We start from the raw sequence: 16,179 nt of genomic DNA on the forward strand, positions 1-16,179 counted from the left end.
TTTTTTTAGTTTGCTGGTGGTTTCGGGCCCGTTGTGGGGCGCCCGCGGGGGGCCGGCCGGCGGGGGGCGGCCCCCCCGGGGGGGGGGGTGGGGCCGCCCGGGGGCCCCCGACCGTCGGGCAGCCGTCGTCGGGCAGCCACCGGGCCGCGCTGGGCGGCCGGTGCGCCGGTGCGCCGGTGCGCCGGGCCGGACTACCGGCCGTTCTTCTCCAGGGTGAACTTCCAGGCGTCGGCGACGATGTCGTCCAGGTTCGGGCGGCGCGGGGTCCAGCCCAGCGCCTCGTGGGCGCGGGCGGCCGAGGCCACCAGCACCGCCGGGTCACCGGCACGACGCCCCGCGACCTGCACCGGGATCTCCCGGCCGGTGACGCGCTTGACCGACTCGATCACCTCGCGCACCGAGAAGCCGCTGCCGTTGCCCAGGTTGCAGATCAGGTGCTCGCCCGGCTTGGCGGCGCCCAGCGCCAGCAGGTGGGCGTCGGCCAGGTCCGCGACGTGGATGTAGTCGCGGATGCAGGTGCCGTCCGGGGTCGGGTAGTCGTCGCCGTACACCGCGATGTGCGGGCGCTGCCCGAGCGCGGCCTGGAAGACCAGCGGGATCAGGTGCGACTCGGGGTCGTGCCGCTCGCCGTACACGCCGTACGCGCCGGCCACGTTGAAGTAGCGCAGCGAGACGGCGGCCAGGCCGTGCGCGACGGCCTCGCTGGTGATCAGGTGGTCCACGGCGAGCTTGGTGGCGCCGTAGGTGTTGGTCGGCGCGGTACGGGCGGTCTCCGCGATCGGCACGGCCTCCGGCTCGCCGTAGGTGGCGGCGGTGGAGGAGAACACCAGCTTGCGCACGCCGGCCGCGCGCATCGCGCTGATCAGCTCCAGCGAACCGGCCACGTTGTTGCGCCAGTACTTCTCCGGGTCCACGACCGACTCGCCGACCTGCGAGGAGGCGGCGAAGTGCAGCACGCCGTCGAAGGAGCCGTCGAGCACCTCGCCGGCCTCCTGGATCCGGCCCTCGACGAACTCGGCACCGGCCGGGACGCCCTCGCGGAAGCCGGTCGAGAGGTCGTCCAGGACGGTCACCTGGTGCCCCGCCTCCAGCAGGTGGGCGGCCACCACGCTGCCGACGTAGCCGGCGCCACCCGTGACCAGGTACTTACTCATGTTGAGACCTCCAGCGGGCGATGGTCCGCCCGATCCGGGGGCCATCGACGGAATGCGTACGACTGCGGCCATTCTCCCAACCCGCCGGAGTGCTCAGGACCATGCGGGTGGCCGCTCGCACGCTCTTCACCAAGTCCTCAGCCGCCGGTCATCCCGCCCGCGTCCGGCCGCCGCCCCGGCGCCCTCCGCGACGGGCTCCGCGACGGGCTCAGCGACGGGCTCAGCGACGGGCTCAGCGACGGGCTCGCCGGCCCCTTCGCGGCCGCCCTCCCCGACGCCCTCAGCCTCCGGACATCCGCTCCAGCAGGCCGGTGCGCGCCGCCACCGCGGCCGCCTCCAGGCGGGTCCGCGCGCCGAGCTTCATCAGCACCCGCTGGACGTGCGTCCGGGCGGTACTGGCGGCGATCCGCATCCCGGCGGCGATCGCCGCGGTGTCCTCGCCGTCCGCGATCCGGGCCAGCACCTGCACCTCACGCCGGGTCAGCAGCCGCAGCAGCCGGACGGCCTCGTCGTCCGGTTCGGCGGCCGGGCGCAGCAGTTGGTCGAAGGCCCCGCGCAGGATGTCCACCGCGACCGCGGCCTCGCCCGCCCGGGCCCGCCCGATGGCCCGCTCGACCACTTCGATCCGCTCGTCGCTGGGCACGTACCCCGCCGCGCCGGCCGCGAACGCCGCGGCCACGCCGCGCAGTTCACCCACCGGTCCGAGCACGATCACGGCCACCTCGGGCCGCTCCCGGCGGATCCGGCGCAGCCCCTCGAAGGCGCCCGGCTCCCTCGGCGCGGCCACTCCCAGCAGGCACACCTCGGGCCGCCGCCCGGTCACCAGGTCGGCGGCGACACCGGCCGGGGACCCGACCGCGAGCACCCGGTGGCCACGGAGTTGGAGTGCGGTGGCCAGCGCCTCGGCCAACAGCCGGTGGTCGTCGACCACCACGAGTCGAACGCCCATGACACCCTCCCGGTCGGGGTCCGGCTCGCGTCCGCACCCCTCGGGCGGACGGCCGATGACGCACCATCACAGCGCATTCCGTACCCGACCCGCCAGCCCGTCGCGGCAGGCCATCGCGGCAGGCCGTCAGCGGAAACGCGAAAGACCCCCGCCGTGAGGCAGGGGTCCTTCAGTTGAGCCCCCATGCGGAATCGAACCGCAGACCTTCTCCTTACCATGGAGACGCTCTACCGACTGAGCTATAGGGGCTTGCCGGGTTTTCACCGGGCCGGTCGAACAAGGAAGACATTACACGGCCGTGCGCCCGGAAGGGAAATCGATCCCGCCCGGGCAGCCGCACGCCCGCCCGGGAGACCTCACCCCCGGGCGTGCGCCGCGTCGAACTCCTCGCGGGCCGCCATCATCCGGCCGGCCCGGTGCTCCGTCCACCGGCCGAGCGGGGCGACCAGCTCGGCCAGCTCCCGGCCGAGCGGCAGCAGGTCGTAGACCACGCGCGGCGGCGTCTCCGGGAAGACCGTGCGGAGCACCAGGCCGCTGCGCTCCAGGTTGCGCAGCGACTGGGTGAGCATCTTGCGGCTGACCCCGCCGACCCCGCGCTGGAGTTCGGAGAAGCGCTGCGGCCCGCAGAGGGCGAGGCTCATCAGGATCAGCAACGACCACTTGTCGGCCAGCTCGGCGAACACTTCACGACTGGGGCAGAGCTGGGCGAACACGTCGTAGCCCTGCTCCGCCGCCCCCTCCCCCGTCCGCTCCGCCGACTCCTCGCGCGCCTGCGGCTCCTCGCACTGCCCCGCCCGGGCCCGGGTCGCTTCCTCCGTCGTCATGCCCTCCAGGGTAGCCCCGCGGTCTCCGATCCACCCTTGGTAACTAATAGAGACCTGGTCTATATTGGAGACCTAGACGGATCGGGGCCGCCTCACCGCGTCCTGCCCCCGGTCCGTCCCCACGCCACCGTTCCGGCCCCGCCGGCCCGCGCCCGCCCCTCCCAGGAGAGCCCGCATGAGCGTCATCCGTCCGACCGTCGCCCTCGCCTACCACTCCGGCTACGGCCACACCGCCGTGATCGCCGAAGCCGTCGCCCGCGGCGCCGCCGCAGCGGGCGCCGAGGTCGTCACCATCGCCGTCGACACCATCACCGACGAGCAGTGGGCCCAGCTGGACGCCGCCGACGCCATCGTCTTCGGCTCCCCCACCTACATGGGCACCGCCTCCGGCGCCTTCCACGTCTTCGCCGAGGCCACCAGCAAGCGCTGGTTCACCAACGCCTGGAAGGACAAGGTCGCCGCCGGCTTCACCAACTCCGCCTCCAAGAGCGGCGACAAGGGCAGCACCCTCGGCTACTTCCAGACCCTCGCCGCCCAGCACGGCATGAACTGGGTCAACCTCGGCCTCAAGCCCGGCTGGAACGCCACCACCGCCTCCGAGAACGACCTCAACCGCCTCGGCTTCTTCGGCGGCGCCGCCGCCTCCTCCCCGTCCGACGCCGGCCCGGAAGCCGTCCACAAGGCCGACATCGCGACCGCCGAGCACCTCGGCGAGCGAGTCGCCCGGCACACCGCCGTGGTGCTGGCCGGCCGCGCCGCCCTGGCCGGCTGAACCGGCCCTCCCCGGGCAGCCCCGGGTGGACCCGGAACCCCGGGGCCCCGCCCGGCTGAACCGGCCCTCCCCGGGCAGCCCCGGGTGGACCCGGAACCCCGGAACCCCGGGACCCCGGACACCCGCCCCCGCCGTTCGCGCGCCTACGCCGCCGGATCCGTCCCCAGCAGGGGCGCCCGGCGGCGTCCGCCGTCCACCGGCCCGTCCACCGACCCGAGCTCGGCACCCACCGTCTCCGGCAGCAGTCGCAGACACCCCAGGGCCAGCACGCCCAGCCCCGCCAGGTACCAGCCCGCCGGCTGCGCCGTCCCGTACGCCTCGGTCAACCGCGTCGCCACCAACGGCGTCGTCGCACCACCGATCACACCGCCCAGGTTGTACGTCAACGCGGCACCCGTGTAGCGCACCCGGGTCGGGAACAACTCCGGCAGGAACGCCGCCACCGGCCCGAACATGCAGCCCAACCCCACCATCGCGCCCGCCAGCGCCACGAACATCAGCGGCCGGCTCACCGTCTCCACCAGCGGGAACAGCACCAGCGACCAGCCCGCGGCGAAACCCGTCGCCCACCGCAGCGTCCGCAGCCGCCCCCACCGGTCGCTGTGCGACGCGCTCAGCCACACCATCACCGCCATGCCCACCGCGCCGACCAGCAGCATCGTCAGCACCAGCGTGCTCGCCACTCCCAGCCCCGAGGTCGCGTACGCCAGCACGTACGTCGTCGTCAGGTAGAACAACGCGTACCCCACCGTGATCGCCCCGCCGCCCGCCAGCACCGGACGCCAGTGCTCCCGCAACACCTCCAGCACCGGGGCCCGCTCCCCGCGACCGGCCGACCGGAACAACGGCGACTCCTCGATCCCCAGCCGCACGAACAACCCCACCGCGACCAGCACGAACGAGGCCAGGAACGGCACCCGCCAACCCCACTCGCGGAACGCCCGCTCGTCCAAACCGAGTTGGAGCGCCAGGAACACCCCGTTCGCCAGCACGAAACCGCTCGTCGGCCCCAACTGCAGAAACCCGCCGTACCGCCCCCGCCGCCCGGCCGGCGCGTTCTCCGCGATCAACAACGCCGCCCCGCCCCACTCCCCGCCCAACCCGACGCCCTGGCACACCCGCAACGCCACCAGCACCACCGGCGCCCACCACCCCCAGGCCCCGAACCCCGGCAGCAGCCCCACCGCCGCCGTCGCCAACCCCATCAGCAACAGCGACACCACCAACGTCGCCTTCCGCCCCACCCGGTCCCCGAAGTGCCCGAACACCACCGCCCCCAACGGCCGGGCCAGGAACGCCACCGCGTACACCGAGAACGCCGCCAACAACGCCCCCACCGAACCCAGCCCGGGAAAGAACACCGGCCCGAACACCAACGCGGCCGCCGTCCCGTAAATGAAGAAGTCGTAGAACTCGATCGCCGTACCGATCAGCGCCGCAGCCGCCGCCCGCCGCAACTGCCCTGCCCGCCAAGCACCCTCCGCATCCATACCACCACCCTCACCACCACGCCCCCACCCCCACCAGCCGCCACCCGAGTGACCCCCGCGCGCAGCCACACCCCCACGCCCGCCCCGCACTCCGCGCGAGCCCCGGGGCCCGGGACACACCGCGCGCCGCCCCGCCGACCGCGGCTCCGGGCGCCGGGCGCCGGCAGTGCCGCCCGGACACCGCCGCCGTCACGGCCCACCCGCTCCCACCCGAACGGCTACTCCTCCGGCCGCGCCGGAGGCCGGTACACCTGCGAGGACTCGGGCGTCGCCCAGGGCGGGAGCGGCAGCATCGGCACGTGAACCGGCGGCTCAACGACCGCCGGCCGCCGCCGCCTCAACACGGCGAACACCACCCCGACCACCAGCACCAGCCCCGCCACCAGACCACCGACGACCGGCAACACGCCGACCGACCCCGACGACGCGCCGGCCTTCGGCTGCACCGGCGGTGCACCGACGGCACCGGCGGTCGGACTCGCGGCGGGACCCGACGCCGACGACGCGGAGGACGGCAGACCCGCGGCGGGGGACAGCACCGAAGACGGCAGGACCACGTCGGACGCGAGCGGCGACCGGTCCGCCGGACCCGGGTCGCCGGGAGACGTCAAGGCGATCCGCGGCCGGACCACGCCGTATCCGATGTCATCCCTGCGGTTGGATCCGTCGTTCGGCTTCCCGGCCGTATCGATCAGCACCCGCAGGACCTGATTCGCCGTCCAGTCCTTGTGCACCGCCCAGACGAGCGCTGCCGAGGCCGACACCAGAGCGGCAGCAGCGGACGTTCCATGACGCTTGCAATAGCCGGTGGAGCTGGTGCAGGCGTCGATCACCTCCGCACCGGGGGCCGTGAGCGTGACGTGCGGCCCCGTCTGGGACTCATCCGTCACCGTGCCGTTTCGGTCAAGGGCTCCGATGCCGACGACATTGGGCAGCGCGGCCGGATACATGAGGAGATTGCCGTCCTTCGCGGAGTTCCCGACGCTCGCGACCACGAGCACCCCCTTCGCCCTGGCCGCCGCAAGAATGCGGTTCAACTTGGCGACGTTCTCCGGCGTGGCCGTGACCGCCGCGCTCTCCTCCGAAACGTTGATGACCTTCGCACCCTGCTCGACCGCGTAGTTCACGGCCTGACCGACCTCATCGAGGAAGTCGGACGAGATGGAAGCCCCCAGCGACCGGTCCGATCCGTCATTCATCTTCAGCGGAAGAATCTTGGCCCCCGGCGCCAATCCATAGGCGCCCGTCCCGCCACCGCTCCTGCCGGTTCCGGCGATCAGACTGGCCATCTCGGTGCCGTGGCCGTCCACGAAGGACCCCACACCGCCGGGGCTACCACTGAAGTCCCTCCCCGGAAGGAACTGCCCGACCAGATCCGGATGGTCGAGCTTGAAGCCCCCGTCGATCACCGCAACGGTGATCCCCTCCCCGGTGGAGGTCTTCCACATCTCCGGGGCATGCATGGCATCCAGATGCCACTGATCAGCCCGGATCGACCCGGCCCCAAATGCAGGCGAAGCCGCCCCCACCACGCACGCACTCGCGAGCCCCACGACCACGAGTCGCCGAGCCCACGACCAACGGCTCCCCATCCGAATCCCCCACCACACCGGACACCTTCAACTACTTGGCGTACGGATTCTCCCCCGGAGCCACCGGCGGCACGTGTACCGGCGGCTGCACGACCGCCGCCTTCCGCCGCCGCACCACCGCGAACGCCACCCCCGCCAACAACACCAGCCCGGCCACCACGCCACCCACGATCGGCAACGCGCCACCCGACCCGGACGACACGCCGGCCTTCGGCTGCTCCGTCGGCGCACCTACCGCTTCGCCGCCCGGGCTCCCAGTGGAACTCGGCGCCAACGACGGGTGAGCCGGAGAACTGACAGTCGGGGACGGGGCTGTCGACGGAGGGGCCGCATCAGCCGGCAGCGGCGACTGGTCCGCAGGACCCGGGTCGCCGGGAGACGTCAAAGCGATCCGCGGCCGGACCGCGCCGTACCCACCGTCATCAGTGCGATTGGATCCATCCTTCGGCTTACTCGCCGTATTGATGAGCACCCGCAGAATCTGATTTGCCGTCCAATCCTTGTGCACCGCCCAAACCAGCGCGGCCGAAGCAGAAGCCAGAGCTGTCGCATCGGACGTCCCATGGCCCTTGCAGTATCCGGAGGGAGCCGTGCAGGCCGAGATCGTGTCGGCACCAGGGGCAACAAGGGCAACCTGCGGTCCCACCTCGGACTCATCCGTCACGGTTCCGTTCCGGTCGACGGCCCCGATCCCGACGACGTTAGGAAGGGCGCCTGGATAGTCCACCGGATTTCCCGACTTCGCCTCATTCCCCGCAGCTGCGAAAACCAATACCCCCTTCGCTCTCGCGGCCGCCAGAATTTGGTTCAGCTTGACCACGTCCTCTGGGAATGTGGTAACCGAATTTATCCCCTGGGAAATATTGACCACCTTGGCCCCCTGGTCGACAGCATATGCGACAGCCTGTCCGACCTGGTCGAGAAAATCCCTCGAGACCAGTGTTCCCACAGAGCCATTGTTGATCTTCAGTGGCAGGACCTTGACTCCCGGCGCCAACCCATAAGCCCCATTACCCCCATTGGCCTTCCCTGTCCCTGCGATGAGTCCGGCCATCTGCGTCCCATGTGGATCGCCATAGGAGCCGACCCCACCCGGGCTTTCGCTGAAGTCTTTTCCGGGCAGAAACTGCCCCTCCAAGTCAGGATGATCCAGCTTGAAACCGCCGTCGATCACTGCAACCGTGATGCCCTCCCCCCGCGAGGTCTTCCACATCTCCGGGGCGTGCATGACATCCAGATGCCACTGATCGGCCCGAATCGACCCAGCCGCAAGGGCAGACGACGTCCCCGGCCCCACCGCGCACGCGCCCGCAAAACCCACGACCGCGAGCCGGCGAACCCACGACCAGCGGCTCCGCATCCGATCCCCCCACCACACCAGACAGCTTCAACTACTTCACGTACGGATTGTCGCCGGGCGGCGCCGGCGGCTGGTACGACGACGGAACCGGCGGCATCGGGTGCTGCACCGGAACCGGCGGCACCTGAGCCTCGGGCTGCACAGCAGACCTCCTCCGCCGCACCAGAATGAACACCACGCCGGCCACCAGCGCCAACCCGGCCACCACAGCGGCCACGATCGGCAGCGCACTGCTCGACCTCGACACCACCTCACCCTTCGGCTGCGTCGGCGCAACCCCAACCGCCGCATCCGTCGGGCTCTCAACGGGGCTCGGCACCGACGAAGGCGGCAAAGTCGTCGCCCCCGAGGGTGCCGCAGTCGGAGCGGCCTCTGAAATGGGGACCGGCGAAACGTCCGACGGTCCGGGATCACCGGGGCTCGTCAAAGCAATCCGAGGTCGGGCCGCACCGTATCCGGCATCGTCAGTGCGGTTAGATCCATCCTTTGGCTTTCCAGCGGTGTTAATAATCACTCGCAGAACCTGATTCGATGTCCATTCCGGGTGAACAGACCAAACCAGCGCTGCCGAGGCGGACACCAGGGCAGCGGAGTCCGAGGTTCCGTGGCTCTTGCAGTAGCCGGTGGGCGATGTGCAAGCTGCGATCATATCCATGCCCGGAGCCACAAGAGTAACCTGAGGCCCGTGCTCGGACTCCGCCGTTACCGTTCCAGCCTGGTCGGATGCCCCGACGCCGACCACACCTGGCAGCGCACCCGGATATTCGACCGGATTTCCCTTCTCAGCCTCGTTGCCGACACTCGAAATCACCAGGACGCCCTTAGCCCTTGCAGCCGCAATGACACTGTTGATCTTGGCAACTTCTTCAGACAGGGGAATTACGGCGTTCATCCCCTGCGAGATGTTGATGACCCTGGCACCCTGATCAACGGCATAGGTGATGGCCTCGCCGATTTGACCAAGAAAGTCAGAGGAAACCAGCGATCCGACGGATCCATTATTGATCTTCAAGGGAAGGATCTTCACCCCGGGGGCCAGGCCCTGGGCCCCTGCTCCCCCCATGCCTCTCCCGGTGCCCGCGATGAGGCTGGCGATCCCCGTGCCATGCCCGTCCCCGTAGGAACCAACCCCACCAGGGCTTCCGCTGAAGTCCTTACCCGGAAGGAACTGCCCTGCCAGGTCCGGGTGTTCCAGGTTGAATCCGCCGTCGATCACCGCGACGGTGATGCCCTGCCCCTTGGTGATCTTCCACATCTCGGACGCGTGCATCGCGTCAAGGTGCCACTGCTGCTGCCGAATGGTGTCCTCGGCAACGGCCGGTGCCGCGACCGGGCCGACCACGATTCCCGCCGCCAGAAGCGCCGCCGCAGCAGCCCGCCAACGCACACGTGTGCTGGTCCGCCCCATCACAACTCCTCGTCACTTCTCCACTGACCGGGAAGCGTGCCCCGAACAAGGCTGCCCGGCCACTGGGAAAGCCCAGCGGCCGGGCAGTCGTTGCCGTTCTACTCAATCACGTCCGGGTTGCTCTGCGGCGTACCGCTGGTCCAGGTCTCCTCATCCTCGTGCAGGTATTCCGCACGGTTGCGCCGGTCCCGTTCCTTCCGGCTGCCGTGACCCGCTGCGCCCGGGGCCATCATGCCGTTCTGTCCGGTCCGGGCACCGCTCTCTGCGGCTTCCGCCGCGGCCGCGCGGTTGCGCAGCCCCGTGCCACCGGGGGTGAACTCCCCTGCGGTGGCCGGGCCCTTGCGGCCACCGACCGTACCTCCGGCGGTCGAGGTCAGCCCCCTGCCGCGCGAACCACCGCCCGCACCGACGGCGCCGCCGTGACCGTCCCCCATTCCGGGGTGCATGCCCATGCCGTTCTGGCCGCTCTGGCCGCCGATGCGTCCACCACCAGGTCCCGCTTCACGGGCGCCGAAGACCGTTCCGGAAGGAATGCCCGGGGTGCCGTTCCTCCCGGGGGTCTGGCCGCTCAACGGAGTCCGGGGGGTGATGCTGCCGTCCTTGCCGGGGAGGTAGCCGGTGCCACCGCCCTTGGCCTGGACCGAACCGCCACCGGGCCCGACCGGGAAGCCCGGCATCGGGCCCCCGCCGGGTCCGGTGGGCCCGCCACCGGGTCCGTTGGGGCCGCTCGGGTAGCCGGGAGTGGTGGTCGGCCCACCTGTCGGCAGGGGGCCGCCGCCGGGACCGGACGGGCCTGTCTGGGTCGGCGCGGGCGGCAGGCTGTCCAGGCCGGTGCCCGGGCGGTTGACCGGGTCCGACGGGTGAGACGGCGGAATCGAGGTACCCGGGTCCTGCGGCGCGGGCGGCAGTTGGCCACCGCTGTAAGGAGGGTTCGACCCGGTGTGACCTGAGGTGCCAGGGCTTCCGGCACCCGCTCCTGAGTCGTGATACGAGGCAGAGCCGCCACCGTAGCTGCCACCAGAGGGGCTGACGCTCCCTCCGGTGCTGTTGCCACCTGTCTGCGGGCTACGGAGGGCATGTACGGATCCGGCATAGCCGCCGCTAGCGCCTGAAGCGGTACTCGAATCGTCCCTGTTACTACCCGAACCAGGCGTTCCCGGCAGCACCACATTGTCGCCGAGTCCGGCCAGTTGGGTCGTCACAGCGACGTATGCCTGCGCGAGCTTCTCCATCTGGTGAATGGCTTCCTGGTGCGCCATGTAGATCTCACGCGCTCCGGCCATGGCCTGCGCCTCCGAGACCCACTTGTCACCGATGCTGCGCTTCATCGCCGCATCGATGTCCCCGGTCGAGGGGCCACTACCGTCCGGCTTCAAGGAGACCAGCTGCAGGCGCTTGATGACCTCGGGATCAGGCTGCTGCGTCTTGCGTGTGGCTACCCAGTTGAGGGCGTCCGGCGGCTCTTGCGGCATCGCGGCCTTGGCGGTGCTGAGTGCCTCGCCGGCCAGATGCATGGCGTCTCCCGCACCTGCGGAGTAGCCTCCCAGCTTCTCGGCAGACTGCTGCAGGTTACCGGCCCAAGTCTTGAAACTCTCGGCGGCCGGACCCTCCCAGGTGACATTACCGATGTGTGACTTGAGTGCCTCGCTCAACTCCTTCAGAACGCGTCCGGCCGACTGAAGTTGAGTACCACGAGTCAGCACAATGGCGGGATTGGTCTTGTCGACCATCCCGATGAGCTGCTTGTGACTGGTGTGTTCGAAATCCGTTCCGCCTGGCACTGCCTACTCCCGGTATCCCCGTAGCTCTGTAGCCCAAGCCACCATCAGTAGTCGATGCCGCTCCGCTTCGGCGCAGCAGCATCCGCACCCTTCGCGACGGCTTTCTGCGCAGCCACCGTGTGGTTCTCGTTGGTCGTGTAGTGGCCCGCGGTGGTCGAAACCGCGTCTTTCATGGCCTGGATCTGAGAGACGAAGTCCTTGTGGAGCTTGACGAGTTCCGCGTGCACCTTGCCGTAGGCAGCCGTGAGATCCGTCGCCTCGACGAACGTCGCACTGGCAAGGTGCTGGCCCTCCAGCTTCTGCTCCTGCACCTGGTACGGAGCGGCCGCAGAGCCTTCCATCACCAGGAGCAACGCATCGATCTTCTTCGTGAACTCGACGAGCGTGTCGATCTCGACCTGAACGTCGTGCTTGCCGAAGGCCGCCACCAGGTTGCCGGCGCTGACGTTCGTCTGCGCAGTGCTGACGACAGGCGCTAGGTTGATCCCGCCGCCAAACGGCAAGGGAACCTTCGCGTCCAGCATGAACGGCGTCGAATCGGCCGAGCCCCCCGGGTTCGCCCCGGCGGGGTTCGCGCCCGTTCCCTTCGTGTCACCCTCTGCCACAGCAGTTCACCTCTCCCCCGTACGGCCGGTTGCCGCCCAGGGTCCCCCGGGGTGGTTCGGTGTCGCAACACACCGTCAACTTCTCGGCTGTACCGCCCTGGTCGGCGAACCGTCCGGCCTGTGGGCGTTTTCACCTCCGTCATCGTCGCCACCGCCTCCGTCGGGCGGGCAGGGCCCTTGGCCCGCCCGTACGCGATCGGCACGAACTCGGCACGTACGGCCGGCCGCGCGGGGCCGCTGGGTAGACTGACCCGGTACGCCCCATCTGCCGCGCAATGTCGCACAGCAGCGACCCCAGGCCGCAGAACGGACGTGTCCGCATGAGTTTCCCGAAGGCCACTCCTTGGTGGGCCCGTGCCGTGCGGCCCGAGCGGCCGCCGGTGCCGTGGGCGTTGATGGTTCGGGCGGCGGTGGGCATGGCGGTGCCGTTGGCGGCGGGTCTGTGGGTGGGCCGGTTGGACCTGGGGGTGTTCGCCGGGCTGGGGGCGATGCACGCGACGATGAACGACCGGGTCGAGCCGGCGCGGTTGCGGGTGGTGCGGATCGGGAGCGCGGTGTCGGCTTCCGCGGTCGGCATGTCGGTGGGCGCCGTTCTGCAGTTCGCCGGTGTCGGCGGTGTCGTTCTGGGTGCTGTGTTGACGGTGGCGGCGTTCGTTTCGGGTGCGTTGAGTGCGACGGGTCCGCGTGGTTCGGCGGCCGGGATGCTGTTGCTGGTGTCGGCGGCGTTGGGGAGTGGGATGCCGTTGCCGGGGCCGTGGTGGGCGGGGGCGCCGATGATGGTGGCCGGTGCCGGGTTGGTGGTGGTGTTGGGGCTGCCGGCGGGGGTGCCGGACCGTCCTGCGGCGGATCCGCGGTACCGGGCGTTGGCGGCCGCGTACGACGCGCTGGGCCGGACGTTGGCCGATCTGGGGACGGCGCGGGCGGCTGCTTCGCGCCGGGTGTTGACGGCCCGTCTGAATCTGGTCCAGGACGTCCTGCCCGGGAGTGGGCCGACGAGGCGGGTGTACGAGGCCGCGCTTGCCGCGACCGAGGCGGCGACCGGTCTGTTGTGGGCTCGGCGGCCGGTGCCGCCGGAGGTCGCGGAGGTGCCGCGCTTGCTGGCGGAGGCGGTGCGGCGGGGTGGTGGTGAGGTCGCCGTGCCGGGGTGGCGGCCGGATACGCCGTCCCGGCAGGCCTTGGACGTGGCCCTGCGGGCCGCCGCCGAGACGGTGGCGGGTCGTGAGGTGCGGCTCGGCACCGCCGTGGCGCCTCCGCCCGATCCGTGGCGGCTGCGGGTGCGGCTGTTGTCCCGGTTGTCGGTGCGGTACGGGTTGCGGGTGGCGCTGTGTGTGGCGGTCGGTTCGGCGGTGACGGCCAACTTCCCGCTCAGCAAGAGCTACTGGGTGCCGATGACGATCGCGTTCGTGCTGAAGCCGGATCTCGGCTCGGTGTTCCTGCGTGCGGTGAGCCGTTCGGTGGGCACGGTGCTGGGGGTGGCGGTGACGGCGGCGCTGGTGGTGCTGACCACCGAGGAGTGGGCGCTGACGGCGATGGCGGCGCTCTGTGTGGCGCTGTTGCCGTACGCGTCGGCGGCGCACTACGGGCTGAACACCATGGTGATGACGCCGATGGCGCTGGTCCTGCTCCAACTGGGCGGCCAGAGCAGTGCGGCGGAGTTCTGGCCGCGGGTGCTGGACACCGTTCTGGCCAGTTCGGTGGTCCTGCTGTTCGGTTACCTGTTGTGGCCGGAGCGTCCGCGTCACCGGATCGAGCCGCGGCTGGTCGACGCGGCGACGGCGTTGCGGGCCTATCTCGACGCGGTGACCGCGGGACGGGCCGACCGGGCCGAGGTGTGGTTGCGCCGTTCGGCGTACCGGTCGTTGGCGGATGCCCGCCAGGAGGTGCGGCAGGGGTTGTCCGAGCCGCCGCCCACCGGGCGGCTGGCCGAGCGCTGGCTGCCGGCGACGGCGGCGCTGGAGCGGTTGGGCGGCGCGGTGGCGGCGTTCGCGGCGCAGATCCGGTTCGGTGGCCGGGTGCCGGACCCGGACGAGGTGGACCGGGTCCGGCGGGCGTTGGACGAACTGACGGCGGCCGCCCGTGCGCACCGCCTGCCGACGACTGCGGCGGTCCGTCCGACCACGCCGCACGATCCGACACGCAGTGCGTTGGGTCGTGCGGCGGACGAGCTCGAAACACTCCTGGCGAGCGGCTGAGCAGCCGGTCGACCGGCCAAGCAACCGACCGACCGACCGAGCGGCCGGGGACCCACCGACCGCCGGTCCGCAGGGTCAGACCTGCTCGGCCAGCTCCAGCCAGCTCATCTCCAGCTCCTCCTTCTCGTCCCGGACCGCGCGCAGCTGCCCGTCCAGCTCCGCGACCTTGGAGAAGTCGGCGGCGTGCTCGGCGAGTTGGGCGTGCAGCTTGGACTCCTTCTGGTCCAGCTTGGCGATCTTCCGCTCCAGCTTCTGCATCTCCTTCTTGGCGGCCCGCAGGTCCCCGCCGGAGAGGCCGGGGGCGGCGGTGTCCGCGGCTGCCGCGGGAGCCGCCGAGGCGGTGGCGGTCTGGGCAGCCTGGGCGGCCGCGGCGGCCATCCGTGCGCGCCGCTCCAGGTACTCGTCGATGCCGTTCGGCAGCATCCGCATCTTCTTGTCGCCGAGCAGGGCGTGGACGACGTCGGTCGTCCGCTCGATGAAGAAGCGGTCGTGGCTGATGACGACCATCGAGCCGGGCCAGCCGTCGAGGAGGTCCTCCAGCTGGTTGAGCGTCTCGATGTCCAGGTCGTTGGTCGGCTCGTCGAGGAACAGCACGTTGGGCTCGTCCATCAGCAGCCGCAGCAGCTGGAGGCGGCGGCGTTCGCCGCCGGAGAGGTCGCCGACCGGCGTCCACTGCTTGTCCTTGCCGAAGCCGAACTGCTCGCACAGCTGGCCGGCGCTCATCTCCCGGCCCTTGCCGAGGTCGACGCGGGAGCGGACCTGCTCGACGGCCTGCAGCACCCGGGTGGTCGGTTCGAGCTCGGCGACCTCCTGCGACAGGTAGGCGAGCCGGACGGTCTTGCCGACCTTGATGACGCCCGACTCGGGCTGCACGTCGCCCTCGCTCGCGTAGGCGTCGCGCAGGGCGCGCAGCAGCGAGGTCTTGCCGGCGCCGTTGACGCCGAGCAGGCCGATCCGGTCGCCGGGGCCGAGCTGCCAAGTGAGGTTCTCCAGCAGCAGCTTCGGGCCGGCCTTGACGGTCACGCCTTCCAGCTCGAAGACGGTCCTGCCGAGCCGCGCGTTGGCGAACTTCATCAGCTCGGACTTGTCGCGCGGGTCGGGCACGTCGGCGATCAGGGCGTTGGCCGCCTCGATGCGGTAGCGCGGCTTGGAGGTGCGGGCGGGGGCGCCGCGGCGCAGCCAGGCGAGTTCCTTGCGGGCGAGGTTCTGGCGCTTCTGCTCCTCGACGGCTTCGATCCGGGAGCGTTCGGCGCGGGCGAAGACGTAGTCGGAGTAGCCGCCCTCGTACTCGTGCACCTCGCCGTGCTGGACGTCCCACATCCGGGTGCAGACCTGGTCGAGGAACCAGCGGTCGTGGGTGACGCAGACCAGGGCGGAGCGTCGCTTCTGCAGGTGTTCGGCGAGCCAGTTGATGCCCTCGACGTCGAGGTGGTTGGTGGGCTCGTCGAGGACGATCAGGTCTGGCGAGCCGAGCAGCAGCTTGGCGAGGGCGATGCGGCGGCGCTCGCCGCCGGAGAGCGGGCCGATGACGGTGTCGAGGCCGTCGGCGAAGCCGGGCAGGTCGAGGCCGCCGAAGAGGCCTTCGATGATGTCGCGGATCCGGGCGTCGCCGAGCCATTCGTGGTCGGCCCGGTCGGCGATCACTTCGTGCCGGATGGTGGCTTCGGGGTCGAGCGAGTCGTGCTGGGTGAGGACTGCCAGCTGGAGGCCGCCGGAGTGGGTGATCCGCCCGCTGTCGGGTTCCTCCAGTTTGGCGAGCATCCGGATCAGGGTGGTCTTGCCGTCCCCGTTGCGGCCGACGACGCCGATCCGGTCGCCCTCGCTGACGCCGAGGCTGACCGCGTCCAGCAGGGCGCGGGTGCCGTAGACCTTCGTGACGGACTCGATGGTGGCGAGGTTGACGGCCACGTGTGCTGCGCTCCTGGGTTCGGCGGTCGCGGGGCGGACCACCGCCCCTGGCTCGGGTGACCCCGATCTCCCCAGCCTAATGGGCCCGCAGCGGCGCCCTCGCCGCACTGCTACCGCGGCGGCACCCCCGCCGCACTGCTACCC

12 protein-coding genes and 1 tRNA gene are annotated in these 16,179 nt (G+C 70.9%); 2 read left to right on the plus strand and 11 right to left on the minus strand.

The window, feature by feature from the left end; genetic code table 11:
• Nucleotides 1-191: 191 nt before the first annotated feature.
• The 4 genes from galE to ACFV04_RS25095 all read right to left on the minus strand — a co-directional run bounded on the left by galE (nt 192) and on the right by ACFV04_RS25095 (nt 2,927).
• The gene (gene galE, locus ACFV04_RS25080) at nt 192-1,154 is read right to left on the minus strand and encodes a UDP-glucose 4-epimerase GalE (RefSeq protein ID WP_360259304.1); all 963 of its coding nucleotides are present in this window, start codon (nt 1,152-1,154) and stop codon (nt 192-194) included.
• 280 nt (nt 1,155-1,434) lie between these two features.
• Nucleotides 1,435-2,103 carry a LuxR C-terminal-related transcriptional regulator gene (locus tag ACFV04_RS25085; RefSeq protein WP_380532478.1) on the minus strand — a complete coding sequence of 223 codons (669 nt, stop codon included), beginning with the start codon at nt 2,101-2,103 and terminating at the stop codon, nt 1,435-1,437.
• Between the two features lie 176 nt (nt 2,104-2,279).
• Nucleotides 2,280-2,352, minus strand: a tRNA-Thr gene (locus ACFV04_RS25090).
• 107 nt (nt 2,353-2,459) lie between these two features.
• Complete coding sequence (locus tag ACFV04_RS25095) at nt 2,460-2,927, minus strand: winged helix-turn-helix transcriptional regulator (RefSeq protein ID WP_380343316.1); 468 nt, start codon at nt 2,925-2,927, stop codon at nt 2,460-2,462.
• A gap of 175 nt (nt 2,928-3,102) precedes the next feature.
• On the opposite strand from ACFV04_RS25095, the gene ACFV04_RS25100 reads away from it, so the two are divergent.
• A complete protein-coding gene (locus ACFV04_RS25100; RefSeq protein ID WP_380532481.1) occupies nt 3,103-3,699 on the plus strand; it encodes a flavodoxin family protein in 597 nt (198 codons plus the stop codon).
• A gap of 143 nt (nt 3,700-3,842) precedes the next feature.
• Here the strand turns inward: ACFV04_RS25100 and ACFV04_RS25105 are convergent, their stop codons facing one another.
• The 6 genes from ACFV04_RS25105 to ACFV04_RS25130 all read right to left on the minus strand — a co-directional run bounded on the left by ACFV04_RS25105 (nt 3,843) and on the right by ACFV04_RS25130 (nt 11,935).
• Nucleotides 3,843-5,189, minus strand: a complete 1,347-nt coding sequence (locus ACFV04_RS25105) for an MFS transporter (protein ID WP_380343310.1) — start codon at nt 5,187-5,189, stop codon at nt 3,843-3,845.
• A 218-nt stretch (nt 5,190-5,407) separates the two neighbouring features.
• Nucleotides 5,408-6,781 (minus strand): type VII secretion-associated serine protease mycosin, encoded by a 1,374-nt coding sequence (mycP, locus tag ACFV04_RS25110; RefSeq protein ID WP_380532485.1) that lies wholly within the window; start codon nt 6,779-6,781, stop codon nt 5,408-5,410.
• A gap of 31 nt (nt 6,782-6,812) precedes the next feature.
• Nucleotides 6,813-7,994, minus strand: coding sequence for a S8 family serine peptidase (locus tag ACFV04_RS25115; RefSeq protein ID WP_380532488.1), 1,182 nt, complete (start codon nt 7,992-7,994; stop codon nt 6,813-6,815).
• A 178-nt stretch (nt 7,995-8,172) separates the two neighbouring features.
• Nucleotides 8,173-9,549 (minus strand): S8 family serine peptidase, encoded by a 1,377-nt coding sequence (locus tag ACFV04_RS25120; RefSeq protein ID WP_380532491.1) that lies wholly within the window; start codon nt 9,547-9,549, stop codon nt 8,173-8,175.
• Nucleotides 9,550-9,647: 98 nt separating this feature from the next.
• On the minus strand, nt 9,648-11,279 hold the full coding sequence (locus ACFV04_RS25125) for a WXG100 family type VII secretion target (RefSeq protein WP_380532493.1): 1,632 nt from the start codon (nt 11,277-11,279) through the stop codon (nt 9,648-9,650).
• A gap of 95 nt (nt 11,280-11,374) precedes the next feature.
• Nucleotides 11,375-11,935 (minus strand): hypothetical protein, encoded by a 561-nt coding sequence (locus tag ACFV04_RS25130; RefSeq protein WP_380532496.1) that lies wholly within the window; start codon nt 11,933-11,935, stop codon nt 11,375-11,377.
• A 320-nt stretch (nt 11,936-12,255) separates the two neighbouring features.
• On the opposite strand from ACFV04_RS25130, the gene ACFV04_RS25135 reads away from it, so the two are divergent.
• Nucleotides 12,256-14,127: an FUSC family protein gene (locus ACFV04_RS25135; protein WP_380532499.1), complete on the plus strand. Its 1,872-nt coding sequence runs from the start codon at nt 12,256-12,258 to the stop codon at nt 14,125-14,127.
• Nucleotides 14,128-14,202: 75 nt separating this feature from the next.
• On the opposite strand, the gene ACFV04_RS25140 is transcribed toward ACFV04_RS25135, so the two are convergent.
• Nucleotides 14,203-16,035 carry an ABC-F family ATP-binding cassette domain-containing protein gene (locus ACFV04_RS25140; RefSeq protein WP_380532502.1) on the minus strand — a complete coding sequence of 611 codons (1,833 nt, stop codon included), beginning with the start codon at nt 16,033-16,035 and terminating at the stop codon, nt 14,203-14,205.
• Nucleotides 16,036-16,179 lie beyond the last annotated feature (144 nt).

Source organism: Kitasatospora sp. NPDC059599 (assembly GCF_042735125.1).
Classification (GTDB): domain Bacteria; phylum Actinomycetota; class Actinomycetes; order Streptomycetales; family Streptomycetaceae; genus Kitasatospora.

Bases quoted from the DNA above. Each gene is read 5' to 3' on its own strand.
- ACFV04_RS25125 (WP_380532493.1), bottom strand. From the start codon at position 11,279: ATGGTCGACAAGACCAATCCCGCCATTGTGCTGACTCGTGGTACTCAA.
- ACFV04_RS25105 (WP_380343310.1), bottom strand. From the start codon at position 5,189: ATGGATGCGGAGGGTGCTTGGCGGGCAGGGCAGTTGCGGCGGGCGGCG.
- ACFV04_RS25115 (WP_380532488.1), bottom strand. From the start codon at position 7,994: ATGTGGAAGACCTCGCGGGGGGAGGGCATCACGGTTGCAGTGATCGAC.
- ACFV04_RS25095 (WP_380343316.1), bottom strand. From the start codon at position 2,927: ATGACGACGGAGGAAGCGACCCGGGCCCGGGCGGGGCAGTGCGAGGAG.
- galE (WP_360259304.1), bottom strand. From the start codon at position 1,154: ATGAGTAAGTACCTGGTCACGGGTGGCGCCGGCTACGTCGGCAGCGTG.
- mycP (WP_380532485.1), bottom strand. From the start codon at position 6,781: ATGGGGAGCCGTTGGTCGTGGGCTCGGCGACTCGTGGTCGTGGGGCTC.
- ACFV04_RS25100 (WP_380532481.1), top strand. From the start codon at position 3,103: ATGAGCGTCATCCGTCCGACCGTCGCCCTCGCCTACCACTCCGGCTAC.
- ACFV04_RS25085 (WP_380532478.1), bottom strand. From the start codon at position 2,103: ATGGGCGTTCGACTCGTGGTGGTCGACGACCACCGGCTGTTGGCCGAG.
- ACFV04_RS25120 (WP_380532491.1), bottom strand. From the start codon at position 9,549: ATGGGGCGGACCAGCACACGTGTGCGTTGGCGGGCTGCTGCGGCGGCG.
- ACFV04_RS25135 (WP_380532499.1), top strand. From the start codon at position 12,256: ATGAGTTTCCCGAAGGCCACTCCTTGGTGGGCCCGTGCCGTGCGGCCC.